Origin of the sequence: Pantoea brenneri (assembly GCF_038594305.1) — a bacterium.
Taxonomy (GTDB): domain Bacteria; phylum Pseudomonadota; class Gammaproteobacteria; order Enterobacterales; family Enterobacteriaceae; genus Pantoea; species Pantoea brenneri.
Window position 1 is genome coordinate 26550 of record NZ_JBCGBG010000001.1, and the last position, 17273, is coordinate 43822.

Consider the following 17273-nt stretch of genomic DNA (forward strand, 5'->3'; position numbering starts at 1 on the left):
GATGTTCACCTTGTGACGGGAGTGGAAGATGAATCAGCAAATCAGGCGGGCGGTCAGTGCAGTGGCGTTATCGGTAGCGATCGGCAGCACGATGGTGGCGCAGGCGGAAGAAACCCCGGTCGCCATCGGCATTTCGGGCTGGACCGGGTTTGCACCGCTGACGCTGGCGGACAAAGCGGGCATCTTTAAAAAGCATGGTCTGGCGGCGGAGGTCAAAATGATCCCGCAGAGCAGCCGTCATCTGGCCGTGGCATCCGGCACCATTCAGTGTGCCGCCACCACGGTGGAAACCTACATCTCGTGGAACGCGGCCGGCGTGCCGATCAAGCAGATTGTCCAGCTCGACAAATCCTACGGTGCTGATGGTCTGGCGGTGCGCGGCGGAATCAACAGTATCAGCGATCTCCGGGGCAAAGTGGTGGGCGTCGACGCACCCGGCACCTCACCTTATTTCGCGCTGGCGTGGATACTCGATAAAAATGGCATGACGATGAAAGATGTCCGTCTGGCCACCCTGTCGCCGCAGGCCGCCGCACAGGCCTTTACTGCCGGGCGAAACGACGCCGCCATGAGTTATGAACCTTATCTCTCTGCAATCCGCAAACAGCCGGCGGCCGGCAAAATTATCGCCACCACTCTCGACTATCCGATGGTGATGGATACTTTAGGCTGCACACCGACCTTCCTGAAAGCCCATCCGCAGGCGGCAAAAGCGCTGGTTGAGAGCTACTTCGATGCGCTGGAGATGATCAAACAGCAACCGGAGAAATCGTACCAAATTATGGGCGCGGCGGTGAAATCGAGCGGCAAAGAGTTCGCCGAATCAGCGAGTTATCTGCGCTGGCAGGGACGCGAAGAAAATCGGGCATTCTTTAACGGTGGCATTCAGAGCTTCAGCGACGAAGCGGGCAAACTGCTGCTGCGCGCCGGCGTGATCAAAACCGTGCCGGATATCAACAGTCTCTACGATGCCAGCTTTGTCCAGTAACGGGAGATCGCCGATGGAGATCAGTAAACCTCAGCCAGCCACGCCGCCGGACACGCTGCCGGACGCACCGAAGCGCTGGCACAATCCCTTAATGGTGCCGCTAAAACCGGTTGCTGCGCGGCTGCGTATCGGCCTCGGCATCGGTTTTTTCGTGCTGTTTGTCGCGGTCTGGGCGCTGGTCACGCTGGGCGGCATGGTGTCGCCCACCTTTCTCGCCGATCCGATCACTATGCTGCAACAGGGCGTAACGCTGTTCACCGAGTACAATTTTGCGCTGGATATCGGCATGACGGTGATGCGGGTGCTTTCGGGATTTGTGCTGGCGGCGGTAATCGCGGTGCCGCTTGGCATCATGATGGGTGCGTTCAAAATCTGGGAAGCGTTTCTTGAGCCTTTCGTTTCGTTTTGTCGTTATCTGCCGGCGTCAGCCTTTGTGCCGCTGCTGATCCTCTGGGCAGGCATTGGCGAGATGCAGAAAATCCTGGTGATCTTTATCGGATCATTTTTCCAGATCGTCCTGATGGTGGCGGTAACGGTCAGCAGTGCCCGGCGCGATCTGGTGGAAGCTGCCTATACGCTGGGCTGTAGCAACCGATCGATAGTGCGACGGGTGTTGATCCCCGGCGCGGCACCCGGCATTGCGGAACTGTTGCGTCTGGTACTGGGCTGGGCCTGGACCTATGTGATCGTTGCGGAGTTGATCGGATCGGAAAGCGGCATCGGTCATATGATCGTCGACAGTCAGGCGCTGCTGAATACCGGACAGATCATCTTCGGCATTATCGTCATCGGCCTGATTGGGCTGCTGTCCGATTACCTGTTTAAGCGGGTCAATCGGCGGCTGTTTGCATGGAGTTACCCGGCATGAAACAGAGCAAACTGAACGTACGCGGCGTCGAACGCTGGTTCAACGGGCCGCAGGGTGAGCAAACCCAGGCGCTGCAACCGATCTCCTGGCGGGTGGAGGAGAACGACTTCGTCACCATTCTCGGCCCGTCCGGCTGCGGCAAATCGACTCTGCTGCGGATTATCGCCGGACTGGACAGCCCGACGCGCGGCGAAATCTGGCTGGATGGTGCGCCGGTCGACGGGCCCGGCGCAGATCGCGGCATGGTCTTCCAGAGCTACACCCTGTTTCCGTGGCTGACGGTAGAAGAGAACGTCTGCTTTGGCCTGCGTGAACGCGGCATCAGCGCCGCACAGCAGCAGCAGCGCTGCGACTACTATCTGCATCAGGTAGGGCTGCGCGGCTTCGCCCGTCACTATCCACGCCAGCTCTCCGGCGGTATGCAGCAGCGCACCGCCATCGCCCGGGCGTTAGCCAACGATCCGAAAGTGCTGCTGATGGATGAGCCGTTTGGCGCGCTGGATAACCAGACGCGGGTGATGATGCAGGAGCTGTTACTGTCGGTCTGGCAGCAGTCACGCAAAACGGTGCTGTTCGTGACCCACGATATTGATGAGGCGATTTTCATGGCCAACAAAGTGGCGATCTTCAGTGCGCGGCCGGGACGAATTAAACAGGAGGTGGCGGTTAACTTCGGCATTGAGCGTGACTACACCCTGAAAACCTCGCCGGCCTTTATGGCGCTCAAGGCGGAGATTACCGAGTCGATCCGCAGTGAAACGCTGCAGGCGCTGGAGCACTAAGTGCCGGACGGCAGGCAGGGGCCGTCCGGCAGTTTTCAGGCACCGATCTGTTCGATGATCCGACCGTGCGCCATCCGTACCGCCCGATCGCACATGTGGTCGATAACATCAGGATCGTGGCTGACCAGCACCATGGTTAAGCCATCCTGACGCTTCAGATCGTTCAGCAGATTGAGGATCTCCGCCTGTACCGACATATCCAGCGCCGAGGTAGGCTCATCCAGCAGCAGGATCTTCGGCTGCAACAGCAGGGCACGCACAATCGCCACGCGCTGGCGCTGACCGCCGGAAAGCTGGTGCGGATAGCGATCGGCCAGCGCCGGATCGAGCCCGACGTGGCGAAAGCCCTGGTCGATGCGATCGTTGATGTTGTCACGTTTAATCAGCTTCAGCGGCTCGGCCAGCGTCCGGCGCAGCCGGTGACGGGGATGCAGTGAGGCGTAGGGATCCTGAAACACCATCTGCACTTCCTGACGTAGCGCGCCGGTAAAGGCTTTGCCCGGCTCCACCAGATGACCGGCTAATTGCATCCGGCCCTGCCAGTGGGGATTCAGACCGGCCAGCACCCACAGCAGCGACGACTTCCCGCAGCCAGAGGGACCCACCAGACCAAAACATTCCCCGGCATTAACCTCAAGGTTGACCTCATGCACCACGGTGCGCAGCTCGTAACCCTGCTTATGGGCGACGCTGAGATCCTGCAACTTAATCATGATGTGCCTCCAGCGCCGCACGATCCAGCACCGGCAGCAGCTGGCCGTGGGTCGCTTTACCCGGACGGCAGGCCCACAGCGTGCGGGTATAAGGATGGGTCGCCCGCGGCAGTTCGGCGGCAGGCAGGGTATCGAGCAGGCGGCCTTTGTACATCACCATCACCCGCTCACAGTGTTCCGACACCTGCTGCAAATCGTGACTGATCAGCAGCAGCCCCATATTACGCGCTTCGACCAGACCGCGAATCAGCGCCAGCACCTGATCGCGCATCGCATGATCGAGTGCTGAGGTTGGTTCATCGGCGATCAGGAAATCAGGATCGGTAATCAGGGCGATCGCCAGCATCACACGCTGGCCCATGCCGCCAGAGAGCTGATGCGGATAGTGCTGCATCAGGCGACGTGGATCGGGCAGGCCGACCGCATCCAGCATCTCGCAGACCTTCTCTTTGCGCTCGGCGCGGCTCAGGTGACGGTGCAGAATCAGCGGTTCTTCAACCTGCCAGCCAATGGTACGCGTCGGGTTAAGCGCATATTTCGGGTCCTGCATCACCATCGCCACCCGGTTACCGCGCAGCTGGCTCCAGCGGCGCTCCGTCAGCGTCAGCGCATCCTCGCCTGCCACCTGTAGCTGCGTAGCCTGCAGATGCAGGGCCGGTGACAGCAGTCCCATCAGGCTGCGGGCGGTCAGCGATTTCCCTGAGCCGGATTCACCGACCAGCGCCACGCGCTCGCGGCCAATAGAAAAACCAATGTTGTCGACCAGCAGCGCATCATCGCTACGGATGGTCAGCCCTTCGGCGTGCAGCAGATTATTTGGCATGACGGGTATCCAGTCGGTCGCGCAGGCCGTCGCCTGTCAGGTTAAAGGCCAGGCTGGCAAACAGAATGGCAGCGCCCGGTGCAGCGGCGACCCACCATTGATCGAAAATGACTTTACTGCCTTCGGCCACCATCGATCCCCATTCGGCGGTTGGCGGCTGTACGCCCATGCCGAGAAAACCGAGACCGGCAGCCGCCAGAATGATGCCGCCGAGGCTCAGTGCCGCACGCACTACTGCGGTCGGCAGACAGAGCGGCAGGATATGGCCGAACATCAGACGAAAGCCGGTGATGCCCTGCATCCGCGCGGCGGCAAGGTAGTCGCTACGGCGCAGCGCCAGCGTTTCGGCGCGCGCCTGACGGGCAAACGGCGGCCAGCTGGTCAGCGCCAGCGCCAGTGCGCCGTTCATCAGGCCAGGACCGAGAATCGCCACCAGCGCCAGCGCAATCACCAGATTGGGCAGCGACAGGAAGATATCGGTAATCCGCATCAGCAGGCGTTCAGTCCAGCCGCCGACGTAACCGGCGGTGATGCCGATCAGCAGGCCGGCCGGAATGGTCAGCACCAGAATCAGCGACACCAGCAGCAGGGTCGGACGCGCGCCGTAAATCACCCGCGACAGCAGATCGCGGCCAAAGCCGTCGGTGCCGAACCAATGCTGCGCCGACGGCGCCAGCAGCCGGCTCGACATCGTTTGCAGATTAGGATCGAACGGCGCAATCAGCGGTGCCAGCAGCGCCATCAGGATCAGGATGGCGACCAGCGTCAGCCCAACGGTTAACGAGGTAACGCGTTGACGGCGACGGCGTGGCCGCAGCGTTTCGAGTTCAGAAAGTTGTTGCGTCATCGGGTTCTCGGATCGGTTAACCAGGTTAAAACATCCGCCAGGGTGTTGATCAGGATAAAGCAGCTGCCGATCAACAGGGTGGAGCCGAGAATCGCCGGCACATCGCCGGAGAACAGGGCATTGGTCATGTAGCGGCCGACACCTGGCCAGGCGAAGACGGTTTCTGTCAGCACCGAGCCTTCCAGCAGCGTAGCGTAGGAGAGAGCGATCACCGTCACCAGCGTGCCCAGCACGTTGGGGAAGATATGGCGCAGCAGGATGCGCACCCGACCCGCGCCTTTAGCACGCGCCAGCACCACATACTCTTTGCTGCTCTCTTCCAGCAGCGCGGCGCGCAGCAGACGGGTAATCCCGGCCATTGCCAGCAGCCCGAGGATCACTACCGGCAGCCAGAGGTGTGCGATGGCGTTGCGGAACATCTCCGGCTCACCCGACAGCCAGCTGTCGATCAGCACAAAGCCGGTTTTCGGCTCAAGGGTGTAGACCCAGATATCGTCGAGTCGTCCCGGCCCGGCAGACCAGTGCAGCACCGCATAAAACAGCAGCAGACCCAGCAGGCCGAGCCAGAACACCGGCACCGAATAGCCGAGCAGGGAGATGAAGCGGGCCAGATTATCGATCCAGCTGCCCGGTTTCCAGGCAGCCAGCAGCGCCAGCGTTACGCCGAACACCACGGCGAAGATCATCGCGCAGGTCGCCAGCTCGATGGTGGCGGGGAAGGTGGTCATCAGATCGCTGCTGACTGACTGATTGGTCAGCCGCGACACGCCGAGATCGCCCTGCGCCAGATGCGCAATGTAGCGCCAGAACTGCACCAGCACCGGCTGATCCAGCCCGAGATCGTGGCGCACCTGGGCATAAGTCGCTTCACTGGCGTGATCGCCGGCGATCTGCTGCACCGGATCGATCGGCGACAGATGCGACAGCATAAAGGTAAAGGCGAGCAGGCCAAGCAGCGTGACCAGCAGCGACAGTACGCTACCGATCAGGCGCCCGCCACGCTGCCAAAAAAGCCGGGCGAACCCGGCTGTAGCAACAGATTGTGCCATTACTTAGTGACCTGCGAGTAATACACCATGTCAGGGTTAATGCCCTGGACATAGCCTTTCAGGTTGTCGCGCAGGGCGATCAGGTTCTTCGCCTGCATCCCAATCACGTAAGGGGAGTTTTTCATGACCTCACGCTGCATCGCTTCATACAGGGCGACGCGTTTTTTCGCATCGCTTTCCGCCGTCGCCGCTACCACCTGCTTGTTCAGCTCCGGAATGTGCCAGTCGGAACGGAAGGCGATGGTTTTGCTGCCATCTTCCGGGTTATAGGCAAACGAGGCGGCGTTGGTGTTGGGATCAAAATAGTCCGAGCCCCAGGCGTTCAGCGTGGCTTCATACTTATGCGCTTTGACGTTGGTTGAGACTTCAGAACTCAGGCCCGGAACCACCTCGACCTTCACGCCACCTTTGGCGAAGCTGCCCTGCAGCGCCTGCGCGATGTCGAGATAAGGCGGCTGGTTGCTGGTGGAAAGCTTAAAGCTGACGTTGGTCAGGCCGGCTTTTTTCAGAATCGCTTTGGCTTTCTCAGGATCGTAGCTGTAAGGCGTGTCGTTGATTGCGCCGAGGAAGCCTTTCGGCAGGAAGGTCTGGTGCACATCGAACTGGCCTTTCAGCAGCTCATTGGCGATACCTTTGTAATCCCACAGGTAGCGCGCCGCTTCCCAGAATGCCGGGTTCTTCATCGTCTCGTTGGCACCGATGTTGAACTGGATGTAGTAGAGCGAGGCCATCGGAATCGCTTCGGTCTTCACGCCGGGTTTGCCGTTCAGCGCGGCGATCTGATCGGCACCGAGGTTACGGGCAATATCGGCATCACCCTGTTCCAGCAGCAGACGACGCGCGGCCGGTTCCGGCACGTTCTTGATCAGGATGTTCTTCATTTTTGGCGCACCGGCTGGCGAGGTTGGGTTGGCGCTCAGCAGCACCACCTGATGCATCACCACTTTACGGATCTGATACGGGCCGCTGCCGGCTGAATGAGTTGCCAGCCAGCCGTTACCGAAATCGCCATTTTTCTGATTCGCCATCGCAGTTTTCTCGTCGATGATCGACGAAACCGGGGCTGAAAGCAGGCTCAGTACGTAGGTCGGGCTGACGTCGGCGGTCCAGCTGATCTGCACGTGATTGTCATCGACCTTCTTCAGAAAGCCATCAACGTTATCTTTGTTCCAGCCGAGCTGCGTCAGGATGAAAGAGGGATCGAGGTTCAGTTTCACCACCCGGCCCAGCGAGAAGATCACATCTTCCGGACGCAGCGGATTGCCGGTGGAGAATTTCGCGTCTTTACGCAGTTCAAAGGTCAGGCTGCGGTTGTCGCTGCCGGGCTGCCACGAAGTTGCCAGCGTCGGTTTCAGATCGACCGGATTCTGCGGGTCAGACTGAACCAGGCGTTGATAAATATTGGTAAAGGCCTGCACGCTGGTGAGTTCAAACCCTTTGGCCGGATCGAAGCTATCGGCATCGTCGGTAGACTGCGCAATCACCAGTGTATCTTTGGGCGTCGCAGCCTGAGCAGAGAAGGCGGCAGCCAGCGTCAGCGCCAGCAGTGATGGAATTATAGTTTTCATGAAATTTCCTTGCCTTAAAAAGTTACGCGAGTTTACGAAAGGGCTGATGCGAAGAATAGTCGAATATGGGCTAATCATATGCCAAAAAGGTATAAGCGAAAGGTTGTGGTTATAAGAAGGTAAAGTATTTGTTGTGTTATTTCCGGCAGTGCAGAAACGGAACATCAACGAAACGATAATTGCTATTATTAACCCTTTACCACGACCTTACGCTGTTTATAATAGCGGCAAATTATTTCAGGAGAATTCAGTTGGACAGTCACCCTCGATTTATCTTTATTCCGGCAAGCTGAATTCTTTTCGCTGCTTGCCACCCGGCGGGCAGCAATCCTCTCTGTTAGTGACGATTGCGCTCCTTATTTATCATCCTGTTATCTGAATGAGTGCGCGTTATGCTGCTGTTTATCTTAGCCCTTTTTCCTCCACCCCGACTGGCGTAGCCCAGGCTGCGCCCGATCTCTGCTTTCTGACACCTATTACGCAGCGCTAATTTCGCGTCGCGCGAAATTCTGCACGCCCTTATTTCTGAATACAGGAGGGATATATGGACGATCCCCGAAGGACACTTAATTAAATAACCCGGCAACGCCAGGTCTTCTCCGCATACCTTATTTGGGTGTGCAGGATAACTATTGCTTTAAATCAGGGAGATGTCGAAATGAGCGACATGAAACTGGAACAGGTTGTCATCAAATCTGACGACCACCGCACCATGAAGAAAACCAAAAAACTTTTTGCTATCGCCCGTGAAGCGGTCCAGCCAGTCGACGTCACGCTGGCCAACCTGCGCAGCGACCGCGATGGACTGACCCACGCCGAGGCTGCAGCCCGTCTGAAACAGTATGGCCCGAATGAGGTGGCGCATGAAAAAGCCCCTCCGGCGCTGATTCAGCTGCTGATGGCCTTCAACAATCCGTTTATCTACGTATTACTGGTGCTGGCGCTGGTCAGCCTGTTTACCGACTATCTGCTGCCGCTGCGCGCCGGTGAGGAAACCGAACTATCGGGTGTGATCATCATTTCCACTATGGTGCTGCTGAGCGGACTGCTGCGCTTCTGGCAGGAGTTCCGCACCAATCGTGCGGCGCAGGCGCTGAAGTCACTGGTGCGCAGCCAGGTCACAGTGCTGCGGCGTGATAGCGCCAGTGAAACTGCACAGCGTCACGACGTTGATATGCGCGAACTGGTGCCGGGCGATGTCATTCTGCTGAGCACCGGCGATCAGGTGCCTGCCGATGTCCGGCTGCTGAGTTCACGCAATCTGTTTATCAGCGAAGCGGTGCTGACCGGGGAATCCCTGCCGGTGGAGAAACAGAGTGGCAATATCACCGTCGATCCGCACAGCAAATCTGCCCAGGAGCTGCTGGCGCTCAATAACATCTGTCTGATGGGTACCAGCGTCGCCAGCGGCACGGCGAGCGCAGTGGTAGTGGCGACGGGCGGCGATACCTGGTTTGGATCGCTGGCCGCCTCGCTGGTGGGAAGCCGACCGCAGACCGCCTTTGATCGCGGGGTTAATAGCGTCAGCCGGCTGCTGATTCGCTTTATGCTGGTGATGGTGCCGGTGGTGCTGCTGATTAACGGCTTCAGTAAAGGCGACTGGATGGATGCCACCCTGTTTGCGCTGGCGGTGGCGGTCGGCTTAACCCCGGAAATGCTGCCGATGATTGTCAGCGCCAATCTGGCCAAAGGCGCGATTGCGATGTCGCGACGCAAAGTGATCGTTAAACGGCTGAACGCCATTCAGAACCTCGGCGCGATGGACGTGCTGTGCACCGATAAAACCGGCACCCTGACTCAGGATACCATCCTGCTGGCGCACCACCTCAACCCGATGGGACAGGAAGATGGGCAGGTTCTGCTGCTGGGCTGGTTAAACAGCGGCAGCCAGAGTGGCGCGAAAAACCTGATGGATCGGGCGGTGCTGATGGCTGGCGACAAAGTGATCTCTCAGACCCGGCGCAGCCAGTTTCATCTGATTGATGAGTTGCCGTTCGACTTCACCCGCCGCCGGGTGTCGGTGCTGGTTGAAGATCTGGCGCATCATCGCTCGCTGCTGATTTGCAAAGGCGCGGTAGAGGAGATGCTGGCGGTGAGCAGTGCGATTCGTCAGGGCGAGACGGTGGTTCCGCTGGATGAACGGCAGCGGGCAGAACTGCTGGCGCTGACCCAACGCTACCATCAGCAGGGCTATCGGGTATTGCTGGTGGCGACGCGCGAAGGTGATTTGCACGCGCCGCTCAGTAACAGTGACGAGCGTGAGCTGACGCTGGAAGGGCTGCTGACCTTCCGCGATCCACCAAAAGCCAGTGCCGGCAAGGCGATTCGGGCACTGCGCGACAGCGGCGTGGCGGTTAAAGTGCTGACCGGCGATAACCCGCTGGTGACCCTGCGCGTCTGTCAGGATGTCGGGCTGAGCGATCCGGCGATGCTGACCGGTGATCAGATTGAGGCGATGGATGATGCGCAGCTGGCGCAGGAAGCGGAGCGTTGTAGCCTGTTTGCTCAGCTGACGCCGCAGCAGAAATCACGCGTGGTGCGCCTGCTGCAACACAACGGCCATACCGTGGGTTTCCTTGGCGATGGTATCAACGATGCGCCAGCGCTGCGCGCGGCCGACACCGGTATTTCTGTCGATAGCGCGGCGGATGTGGCAAAAGCCTCGTCCGATATTATCCTGCTGGAGAAAGATCTGCAGGTGCTGGGTGAGGGTGTGCTGAAAGGACGGGAGACCTTTGGCAATATCATCAAGTATCTCAACATGACCGCCAGCTCAAACTTTGGCAACGTGTTCTCGCTGCTGATCGCCAGCGCCTTTATTCCGTTTCTGCCGATGCTGTCGATTCATCTGCTGATTCAGAACCTGATGTATGACGTTTCCCAGCTGGCACTGCCGTGGGACAAAGTAGACCGTGATTTTCTGCGTAAGCCACGCAAATGGGATGCCGGCAACATTAAACGCTTTATGTTGTGGATGGGGCCAACTTCGTCGATTTTTGACGTCACCACCTTTGCGCTGATGTGGTTTATCTTCAGTGCCAACCACGCTGAGGTGCAATCGCTGTTCCAGTCAGGCTGGTTTATTGAAGGTCTGCTGTCTCAGACGCTGGTGGTGCACATGCTGCGGACCCAGAAGATTCCGTTCATCCAGAGTCGCGCCACCTTACCGGTGATGCTGACCACCCTGACAGTAATGGTGTTGGGCATTCTGATTCCGTTCTCGCCGCTGGGGGCGATGGTCGGGCTGGTGCCGCTGCCATGGCAGTACTTCCCGTGGCTGGTGCTGACGCTATTCAGCTACTGCCTGGTGGCGCAGGGAATGAAACGTTGGTATATCCGCCGTTTCGGCCAGTGGTTCTGAGGAGACGATGATGAAAAATGGCCGGATCGACAAGGTGTTCATCGGCGTGATGCTCATCGGTGTTGTGCTGATCATGTTGACGGTAATTCTGCGCTAAACAGCGGCCGCGGGAAGACTCGCGGCCTGCGGCAATAAAAAAGGCGGCTCAGAAGGCCGCCTTTACTGTTGGTTCACGCCGCTTTCAGCGCTTACTGCTCATCGCGTTCCCGACTGGCGCGCTGGCGTTCGTAGTATTCATCTTCTGCGGTAATGATCTCATCCAGCAGCGAATCCATATCTACGTTGTGCTCTTCTTCAACGAACAGACCGGTGAGCGGCGTTTCAGGGGTTAATTTCCCGTCTTCATACAGCAGCCAGATCTCTTTGGCATAGCGCGTCTGTAACAGCTGCGGGGCGAACTGGCCGTAATAAGCGGTGATATTGTTAACGTCACGCTCGAACATCGATTCGGCGTGGTTGTTCGCCGCGGCATCGACCGCCTGTGGCAGGTCGATAATCACCGGACCTTCGGCATCAAGCAGCACGTTAAATTCTGACAAATCGCCGTGCACGATACCGGCACAGAGCATGCGCACGATATTGCGGATCATGGTGTGGAAATCAGCGATGGCGTCCGCTTCTGACAGGGTGACATCACTCAGCCGTGGCGCAACTGCGCCGTCCGCATCGGTCACCAGCTCCATCAGTAATACACCGTCAATGCACAGATAAGGCTGCGGCACGCGGACACCGGCGTTGGCGAGGCGGAACAGCGCATCAACTTCTGCCGTCTGCCACGACTCTTCCTGCTGCTTGCGACCGAATTTGGTACCTTTCTGCATCGCACGCGCGTTACGGGTGTTACGGGTTTTACGTCCTTCCTGATACTGCACTGCCTGCTTAAAGCTACGCTGCGTCGCCTCTTTATAGACTTTGGCGCACTGGATCTTGTCACCGCATAACACAGTGTAGACGTCAGCTTCCTTGCCACTTTTCAGTCGCTGAAGCACGTCATCAATCAGGCCATCATCGACCAGAGGTTGGATTCTGTTTGGGATTTTCATGCGGCTTTATACCTTATTTCAGCCCCTTTTCGTATCAATAACACCAACGGCGATAATAGAAAAAAATTGGCAACGTCTGAAGGAAGTGACTAATTCTACCCTGGAAAAAGGTTTTAGGAAGGTGATCCTTTATTGACCGGCCAGCATCAGGCGAGTTTAAGCGGAGTCAGGCAATTTGACGGGCTGATTGATGACAATCGGTAAAACGCTTTACCGTCGGCGGGCAATCCTGACGCTATCGCTTTTTAATCAGAATCAGGCTTAGCGGAACGAGCAACAGAGTGCCCTGAAGAAAAGGCTATGGCGAAATCCTGCGGCTGAATGGCAGGATTTCGACCAGCGTCACCGGGTTACTTCAGACCTTTGAGCAGTTTCACCGTGCTTTCGATGTCGATCTCATCTTCGGTGAAGATTAAGGTCGAACCCTGAAAGGTAGTGATTGCCAGCTTTTTCAGCGATCGCATTTCACCGGGCTTCACGTCTGATTTCGGTCGGATATTGCTTAACAGCACGCCTACCGACAGCACCGGATTCTCTTTATCGATGCGGGTGTCGACCGGCACTTCTTCGCTGTAGACCAGGTAAGATTTGATCGCGGTGATCTTGATGCGCTCGCCGGCGATAAAGATGTATTTGCTTTCCGGCACCACTTTCACCGCATAGGCCGACAGACCTTTGTTGTTGGTGGTGGGTTCAAAGGTGACGGCAGCGTCTTTCTTGATCAGATCAGGGTTGGCGACCTTAATCACATGAAAATAGCGGTTCTCACCGTTTTCATCTTTGATAAAACCAAAACCCTTATCTTTGAACCAGGTTGTGATTGTTCCGTTCATCGCCATTACCGCCTGTTTAATCGTTTATCTACTCAGTTTTTTACAGCGCGCAGTGTAAAGCACAATGCCTGCGCAGACTATATCAGTGTGGATGATAAATTTTGGTCTGTAAGAGAGCAAGCCGGTGAAGCGCTAAACGGTGCCGGGATAATCGCGGGTCAGGCGTTGTGAAAAAGTTCACCACGCAGTTGCAAAGAGAAGGGACGTTGGCCTGGTCTGGACAGTACGCGGATAAGCGCTGCAGATGATGATGCCGGTCGCATGATCCGGGCAGGTGAGGTCACCATCGTAACCTGCCGCCTGCCCGGCGCGTTCGGGTAAGGTTACTCGTTACCCCATTGGTTCAGGAAGGTCGCAATCTCATCGATACGCTCTGCATCGATGCCCGCTTCAGTGGCCATCTGCTGCTGCGATTCTTCACTGATCTCTTCATTGTTCATCAGACGGGTGATCAGTAACTGGAAATAGTGCGCCAGCGGTGTGCGTTCTGCGTCGCTCACCGGCTTAGCGGATTCGGTCGCATACTCATCTGCGACGTCATAGTACTTGAGGGGAATATCGTTAGTCATAAAGAGTCCGCTAAGTTGAGGTTCCGTTCAGGTGCTGCCTGCGCTCGGTGGTGCAGATAGCCGGGTTATTATTTCGTGTTTGGGTTGGGGCTGTAAAGGGATAGCTATAGCGGGCATTGTTGAATTTATCAGTAACAAAAGCCCGGTAAGCGACCTTACTTAAAGTCATGCGCGAATTAGTCTGGTTCCAGAATTGAAATTCTGTAGAGCAGAATAGCGCGATGAATTATGCGGATACGTTCTCAATCTGTTCCACTATACACTCCGGATGAGCCTGCAGTCGCGCTAAAGCCTCGGCATAAGAGGGCATCGAATCGGCGGCACCAGCGCGTTCAACGCAGAGTGAGGCAAATGCCGCAGCGAACCGCGCCGCCTGCGGCAGACCGTCGCCGGAAGCGAGCCTGGCGGCGAGCGCGCCATTGAACGCGTCGCCGGCGCCGGTGGTGTCGCGCGGCTGTGCCGGAAATAGCGGAATGCGCTGCTGTTGCGAGGGCGTTGATAGCAGGGCGCCGGCAATGCCTAGCGTAATGATTACCTGTCGCGCACCCTTACGATGCAACACCTCGGCGGCACGGCGCGCGCTGGCAAAATCCGTTACCGTTACGCCACTGAGTTGAGTCGCTTCGGTGCTGTTCGGCGTCAGCAGATCAATTTTTGCCAGCAGCGCATCGTTGATTTTCTGCCACGGTGCCGGATTGAGGATCACAAACGTGCCGCTGGCGCGGGCGCTATCAATCATGCGCTGAATAGCGTTGAGGTTATTCTCCAGTTGTACCAGCAGAATATCTGCTGCGGCTACCGTGGGCTGGCAGCGCGTAATCTCAGCGGCGGTCACGGTGGTATTGGCACCCGGATAGACTGAAATCATATTTTCGGCGTCGTCGCCTGCTACGTAAATCAGCGCGTTACCGGTGGGCTTCTCTTTACAGGTAAACAGCGTAATCGCGTCAAAGCCGGTTTTCTCCAGATGACGTCGCGCAAAGAGGCCAAAATCGTCATTGCCCACTTTACCGATGTAGTGCACCCGCGCACCGGCACGCAGTGCCGCCGTGGCCTGATTTGCACCTTTACCTCCCGCACCCATCATACTGTGGTGCGCCGTCAGCGACTCTCCCGGCAGCGGAAAGCGACGCATGACTGCAACAATATCGAGATTAAAGGAACCGAAAACACACACTTTTCCTTTCATCATAGGCTCCTGAACCGGCGTTCAGCGGCGAGACAGGCACCGCGACAGCCCGTATAGTCGGTTGAGTGGCTGAATATAATCTTCAGGTTTTCGCGCGTGACCGGTGGCCGCAAATGCTGTTGAATCTGGTTGCGCAGCAGCGCCAGCGGAAAATCAGCCATCGCCAGCACGCCGCCGCCGAGGATCAGATACTCCGGATCGAGAATATTCATCTCGGTGGCGATCAGCTGAGCCAGCCGCCGCACAAACGCCTGCAGATCCGGCTGTTCGCCGTGGCGGGTAAACAGCGCTGAGATGGGCGTGTCGGCGGCGTTCAGTGCCGCCCAGTGGCTCAGCCAGTGACCCGACGTCAGCGTTTCCGCACAGCCGTGGTTGCCGCACGGGCAGGGGAGATCGTTTCCCGCAACCGGCACATGCCCCAGTTCGCCCGCGCCGCCGTGCTCGCCGTGATAAAAGCGGCCATTCAGCCACAGACTGTTGCCCATCCCGGTGCCGGGGTAGAGGCCCACTGCGTTATCCGGCAGCTGCTCCAGCTGCAGCAGATCCCACAACATAAGATGGTTAACATCTTTGTCCATCGCCACTGGCATACTGAGTTGAGCTGCCAGGCGTGCCGCCACTGGCTGATGATCCAGCGCCTGAATAAAGGGCAGCGAGATCACCTGCTTTCTGTCGCGGCTGAGGATACCCGGCAGACCCAGCATAATGCCGCTGACCGGCTGCTGCTCCAGCGTCTCATCAATGAGCTGGCCAAGCGCCAGCAGCGCGTCGGGCTGCTGCGCCCAGCTGGCGGTAGGCACCTTGCGAAAGCTGCTCCAGACGCCTCCCTCTTCCATCAGCTGCAGTCGGGTACCGGTGCCGCCAATATCGATACCAAGCCAGCGTGATCTCATGCGGACACCTGCGCCAGCCCCTGGGCCTCATCAATGCTGTCGCGCATCATCTCCCACGCGGTGGCTAAATCGTCATGGATGTTAAACAGGCCGGAGGTGCCGACAATCAGCACTTCGGCGCCTGCGCCGATCAGCGGGTTATAGGTGCGGGTATTGCAGGAGCCGTCAATCTCAATCAGATAGTGATAGCTGTGCTGTTGCTTCAGCGCTTTCAGCTCGCGCACCTTTTCAACCATCTCCGGAATAAAGGGCTGGCCGGCGTAGCCAGGATCCACCGTCATCACGGTGATCTTATCGAGCAGATGAATATAATGCTGAATGTAGGAAACCGGCGTGGCAGGATTCAGCACCACGCCCACTTTTTTCCCGAAGCTACGGATCAGGTTAATGACGCGAAATGCATCGCGGTTAATGGTCTCAGCGTGCGGACAGATAAAGTCAGCCCCTGCTTTTGCGACCGCCTCAATAAAATCAGTCGGCTCTTCCACCATCAAATGCACATCGATCGCCACACGGGTATAAGGACGGATCTGCTCAATAAAGAAGGGGGAGAGCGTAATGTTTTTTACGTAGTGACCATCCATGATATCCACGTGAAGAAAGTCAGCGCGCGAGTCGAGAACCTGCAGCTGGTGCTTGATCTCCATCAGGTTCATACACATCAGTGACGGGGAGATTTGAGTACGCATCATACTTCCTTCTTTTCAGTCAGAGGATTAAGCACCGCGGCCAGCTTGCTGAGCTTTACTGCACGGTGTTCGTTGAATCGGGTTTTGAATTGTTTAAAAGCGAGTACCACAATCAGCACTGCTCCCCACATCGCCAGACTGACGTGCTGGCTGATGTTCATTAGATTGAAACCGGTGGAAAGCACCTGTAGCGCAATCAGTGCCAGCACCACGCCCGTGACGCGTCCGAAGCCGCCGTTGGGATCCGTGCCGCCAAGAATAATCGCCAGCACCGTCAGCAGCAGATAGGCGTCGCCGTAGCCCATGCGCGCGGAGTTAAAGCGCGCCATCATAATCAGGCCCGCCAGGACGCAAAGCAGGCTGGAGATCACGTAAACCAGCATCACCATGCGATGGGTATTGATGCCGCTAAACCAGGTAGCGTTGATGTTGCTGCCGCCCATGTAGATACATTTACCGGCGCGGGTTTTACCGAGAAACAGCGCCAGCAGCGCGGCGGCAATCAGGAACACCCAGAGCGGCAGCGGCATACCGAGCAACGTGTCCGCACCCAGTGCCTGCACCACCGGCGGCATACCGCTAATGGCGGCACCTTTGGTCAGCCAGATTCCGACGCCGTTTAGCGTCATCATCGTTGCCAGCGTTACCAGAATCGGGTGTGCGCCGATTCGCGTCACCATCAGACCCGTCACCACACCGATCGCGGCGGCGATCAGCATGGCGCCAATGATGGCGATAAACAGCCAGAGCAGCTGCAACGCCATGCCGGCATTGGCGGGCAGCGCGCTCATCAGCGTCCAGGCGACAAACAGTGCCGTGAGGTTAGCGGTAGCGATAATGGCAAGGTTCAGGCCGCCGCTGAGAATGGCGATAAACATCGCCAGCGTGAGTAAACCCAGTTCCGGCAGCTGAAACGCCATACTCATAAAGGTTGAGTCGGTCAGGAAGCGACCCGGCAACATCAGCGTAAAGGTGGCAAGCGCCAGCGCGATAAGCAGCATCAGGCCGATGTTGGTACCGTCTGGGCGCAGTGCAGTCAGTGATTTCATCATCAGTGC

17 protein-coding genes are annotated in these 17273 nt (G+C 57.6%); 5 read left to right on the top strand and 12 right to left on the bottom strand.

Going from position 1 to position 17273, the window contains the following annotated elements:
• The first annotated feature begins 91 nt into the window (after positions 1-91).
• From AABB92_RS00140 to AABB92_RS00150, 3 genes are read left to right on the top strand one after another with little or no spacing between them, the layout of a single operon-like run.
• Positions 92-988: an ABC transporter substrate-binding protein gene (locus AABB92_RS00140; protein WP_371601280.1), complete on the top strand. Its 897-nt coding sequence runs from the start codon at positions 92-94 to the stop codon at positions 986-988.
• A gap of 13 nt (positions 989-1001) precedes the next feature.
• Positions 1002-1856, top strand: coding sequence for an ABC transporter permease (locus AABB92_RS00145; protein WP_046288158.1), 855 nt, complete (start codon positions 1002-1004; stop codon positions 1854-1856).
• A complete protein-coding gene (locus AABB92_RS00150; protein WP_031376466.1) occupies positions 1853-2638 on the top strand; it encodes an ABC transporter ATP-binding protein in 786 nt (261 codons plus the stop codon). Before AABB92_RS00145 ends, AABB92_RS00150 begins: the two co-directional genes overlap by 4 nt.
• A gap of 35 nt (positions 2639-2673) precedes the next feature.
• On the opposite strand, the gene AABB92_RS00155 is transcribed toward AABB92_RS00150, so the two are convergent.
• From AABB92_RS00155 to AABB92_RS00175, 5 genes are read right to left on the bottom strand one after another with little or no spacing between them, the layout of a single operon-like run.
• Entirely contained in the window at positions 2674-3351 is a 678-nt protein-coding gene (locus AABB92_RS00155; RefSeq protein WP_031376467.1) for an ABC transporter ATP-binding protein, read from the bottom strand.
• Positions 3344-4174, bottom strand: a complete 831-nt coding sequence (locus AABB92_RS00160) for an ABC transporter ATP-binding protein (protein ID WP_031376468.1) — start codon at positions 4172-4174, stop codon at positions 3344-3346. The genes AABB92_RS00155 and AABB92_RS00160 overlap by 8 nt, the downstream gene beginning before the upstream one ends.
• Positions 4164-5021 carry an ABC transporter permease gene (locus AABB92_RS00165; protein WP_046288159.1) on the bottom strand — a complete coding sequence of 286 codons (858 nt, stop codon included), beginning with the start codon at positions 5019-5021 and terminating at the stop codon, positions 4164-4166. Before AABB92_RS00165 ends, AABB92_RS00160 begins: the two co-directional genes overlap by 11 nt.
• On the bottom strand, positions 5018-6070 hold the full coding sequence (locus tag AABB92_RS00170; protein ID WP_031378046.1) for an ABC transporter permease: 1053 nt from the start codon (positions 6068-6070) through the stop codon (positions 5018-5020). Before AABB92_RS00170 ends, AABB92_RS00165 begins: the two co-directional genes overlap by 4 nt.
• A complete protein-coding gene (locus AABB92_RS00175) occupies positions 6070-7638 on the bottom strand; it encodes an ABC transporter substrate-binding protein (protein ID WP_031378047.1) in 1569 nt (522 codons plus the stop codon). Before AABB92_RS00175 ends, AABB92_RS00170 begins: the two co-directional genes overlap by 1 nt.
• A 658-nt stretch (positions 7639-8296) precedes the next feature.
• Between AABB92_RS00175 and mgtA the strand changes: the two genes are divergently transcribed.
• Together mgtA and mgtU are read left to right on the top strand one after the other, a co-directional pair.
• The gene (gene mgtA / locus AABB92_RS00180) at positions 8297-10999 is read left to right on the top strand and encodes a magnesium-translocating P-type ATPase (RefSeq protein ID WP_031378048.1); all 2703 of its coding nucleotides are present in this window, start codon (positions 8297-8299) and stop codon (positions 10997-10999) included.
• Positions 11000-11006: 7 nt separating this feature from the next.
• Positions 11007-11096, top strand: a complete 90-nt coding sequence (gene mgtU / locus AABB92_RS00185) for a magnesium transporter protection protein MgtU (RefSeq protein WP_252867572.1) — start codon at positions 11007-11009, stop codon at positions 11094-11096.
• A gap of 91 nt (positions 11097-11187) precedes the next feature.
• On the opposite strand, the gene AABB92_RS00190 is transcribed toward mgtU, so the two are convergent.
• From AABB92_RS00190 to AABB92_RS00220, 7 genes are all read right to left on the bottom strand, one after another.
• On the bottom strand, positions 11188-12042 hold the full coding sequence (locus tag AABB92_RS00190; protein WP_031378049.1) for a PA4780 family RIO1-like protein kinase: 855 nt from the start codon (positions 12040-12042) through the stop codon (positions 11188-11190).
• Between the two features lie 350 nt (positions 12043-12392).
• The gene (locus AABB92_RS00195; protein ID WP_031378050.1) at positions 12393-12881 is read right to left on the bottom strand and encodes a cold-shock protein; all 489 of its coding nucleotides are present in this window, start codon (positions 12879-12881) and stop codon (positions 12393-12395) included.
• Between the two features lie 317 nt (positions 12882-13198).
• Positions 13199-13444 carry a YmjA family protein gene (locus AABB92_RS00200; RefSeq protein ID WP_031378051.1) on the bottom strand — a complete coding sequence of 82 codons (246 nt, stop codon included), beginning with the start codon at positions 13442-13444 and terminating at the stop codon, positions 13199-13201.
• A 226-nt stretch (positions 13445-13670) separates the two neighbouring features.
• On the bottom strand, positions 13671-14633 hold the full coding sequence (locus AABB92_RS00205; RefSeq protein ID WP_046288160.1) for a ribokinase: 963 nt from the start codon (positions 14631-14633) through the stop codon (positions 13671-13673).
• Positions 14633-15526, bottom strand: coding sequence for an allose kinase (alsK, locus tag AABB92_RS00210; RefSeq protein ID WP_031376605.1), 894 nt, complete (start codon positions 15524-15526; stop codon positions 14633-14635). The genes AABB92_RS00205 and alsK overlap by 1 nt, the downstream gene beginning before the upstream one ends.
• A complete protein-coding gene (gene alsE, locus AABB92_RS00215; protein WP_031376606.1) occupies positions 15523-16215 on the bottom strand; it encodes a D-allulose 6-phosphate 3-epimerase in 693 nt (230 codons plus the stop codon). The genes alsK and alsE overlap by 4 nt, the downstream gene beginning before the upstream one ends.
• On the bottom strand, positions 16215-17264 hold the full coding sequence (locus AABB92_RS00220; RefSeq protein WP_031376607.1) for an ABC transporter permease: 1050 nt from the start codon (positions 17262-17264) through the stop codon (positions 16215-16217). The genes alsE and AABB92_RS00220 overlap by 1 nt, the downstream gene beginning before the upstream one ends.
• Positions 17265-17273 lie beyond the last annotated feature (9 nt).

What these genes read in the sequence shown, in the direction of transcription:
- AABB92_RS00155 (WP_031376467.1), bottom strand. Translation starts at nt 3,351, where the DNA reads ATGATTAAGTTGCAGGATCTCAGCGTCGCCCATAAGCAGGGTTACGAG.
- mgtU (WP_252867572.1), top strand. Translation starts at nt 11,007, where the DNA reads ATGATGAAAAATGGCCGGATCGACAAGGTGTTCATCGGCGTGATGCTC.
- alsK (WP_031376605.1), bottom strand. Translation starts at nt 15,526, where the DNA reads ATGAGATCACGCTGGCTTGGTATCGATATTGGCGGCACCGGTACCCGA.
- AABB92_RS00190 (WP_031378049.1), bottom strand. Translation starts at nt 12,042, where the DNA reads ATGAAAATCCCAAACAGAATCCAACCTCTGGTCGATGATGGCCTGATT.
- AABB92_RS00165 (WP_046288159.1), bottom strand. Translation starts at nt 5,021, where the DNA reads ATGACGCAACAACTTTCTGAACTCGAAACGCTGCGGCCACGCCGTCGC.
- AABB92_RS00170 (WP_031378046.1), bottom strand. Translation starts at nt 6,070, where the DNA reads ATGGCACAATCTGTTGCTACAGCCGGGTTCGCCCGGCTTTTTTGGCAG.
- AABB92_RS00205 (WP_046288160.1), bottom strand. Translation starts at nt 14,633, where the DNA reads ATGAAAGGAAAAGTGTGTGTTTTCGGTTCCTTTAATCTCGATATTGTT.
- mgtA (WP_031378048.1), top strand. Translation starts at nt 8,297, where the DNA reads ATGAGCGACATGAAACTGGAACAGGTTGTCATCAAATCTGACGACCAC.
- AABB92_RS00195 (WP_031378050.1), bottom strand. Translation starts at nt 12,881, where the DNA reads ATGGCGATGAACGGAACAATCACAACCTGGTTCAAAGATAAGGGTTTT.
- alsE (WP_031376606.1), bottom strand. Translation starts at nt 16,215, where the DNA reads ATGCGTACTCAAATCTCCCCGTCACTGATGTGTATGAACCTGATGGAG.
- AABB92_RS00145 (WP_046288158.1), top strand. Translation starts at nt 1,002, where the DNA reads ATGGAGATCAGTAAACCTCAGCCAGCCACGCCGCCGGACACGCTGCCG.
- AABB92_RS00160 (WP_031376468.1), bottom strand. Translation starts at nt 4,174, where the DNA reads ATGCCAAATAATCTGCTGCACGCCGAAGGGCTGACCATCCGTAGCGAT.
- AABB92_RS00150 (WP_031376466.1), top strand. Translation starts at nt 1,853, where the DNA reads ATGAAACAGAGCAAACTGAACGTACGCGGCGTCGAACGCTGGTTCAAC.
- AABB92_RS00220 (WP_031376607.1), bottom strand. Translation starts at nt 17,264, where the DNA reads ATGAAATCACTGACTGCACTGCGCCCAGACGGTACCAACATCGGCCTG.
- AABB92_RS00140 (WP_371601280.1), top strand. Translation starts at nt 92, where the DNA reads ATGGTGGCGCAGGCGGAAGAAACCCCGGTCGCCATCGGCATTTCGGGC.
- AABB92_RS00175 (WP_031378047.1), bottom strand. Translation starts at nt 7,638, where the DNA reads ATGAAAACTATAATTCCATCACTGCTGGCGCTGACGCTGGCTGCCGCC.
- AABB92_RS00200 (WP_031378051.1), bottom strand. Translation starts at nt 13,444, where the DNA reads ATGACTAACGATATTCCCCTCAAGTACTATGACGTCGCAGATGAGTAT.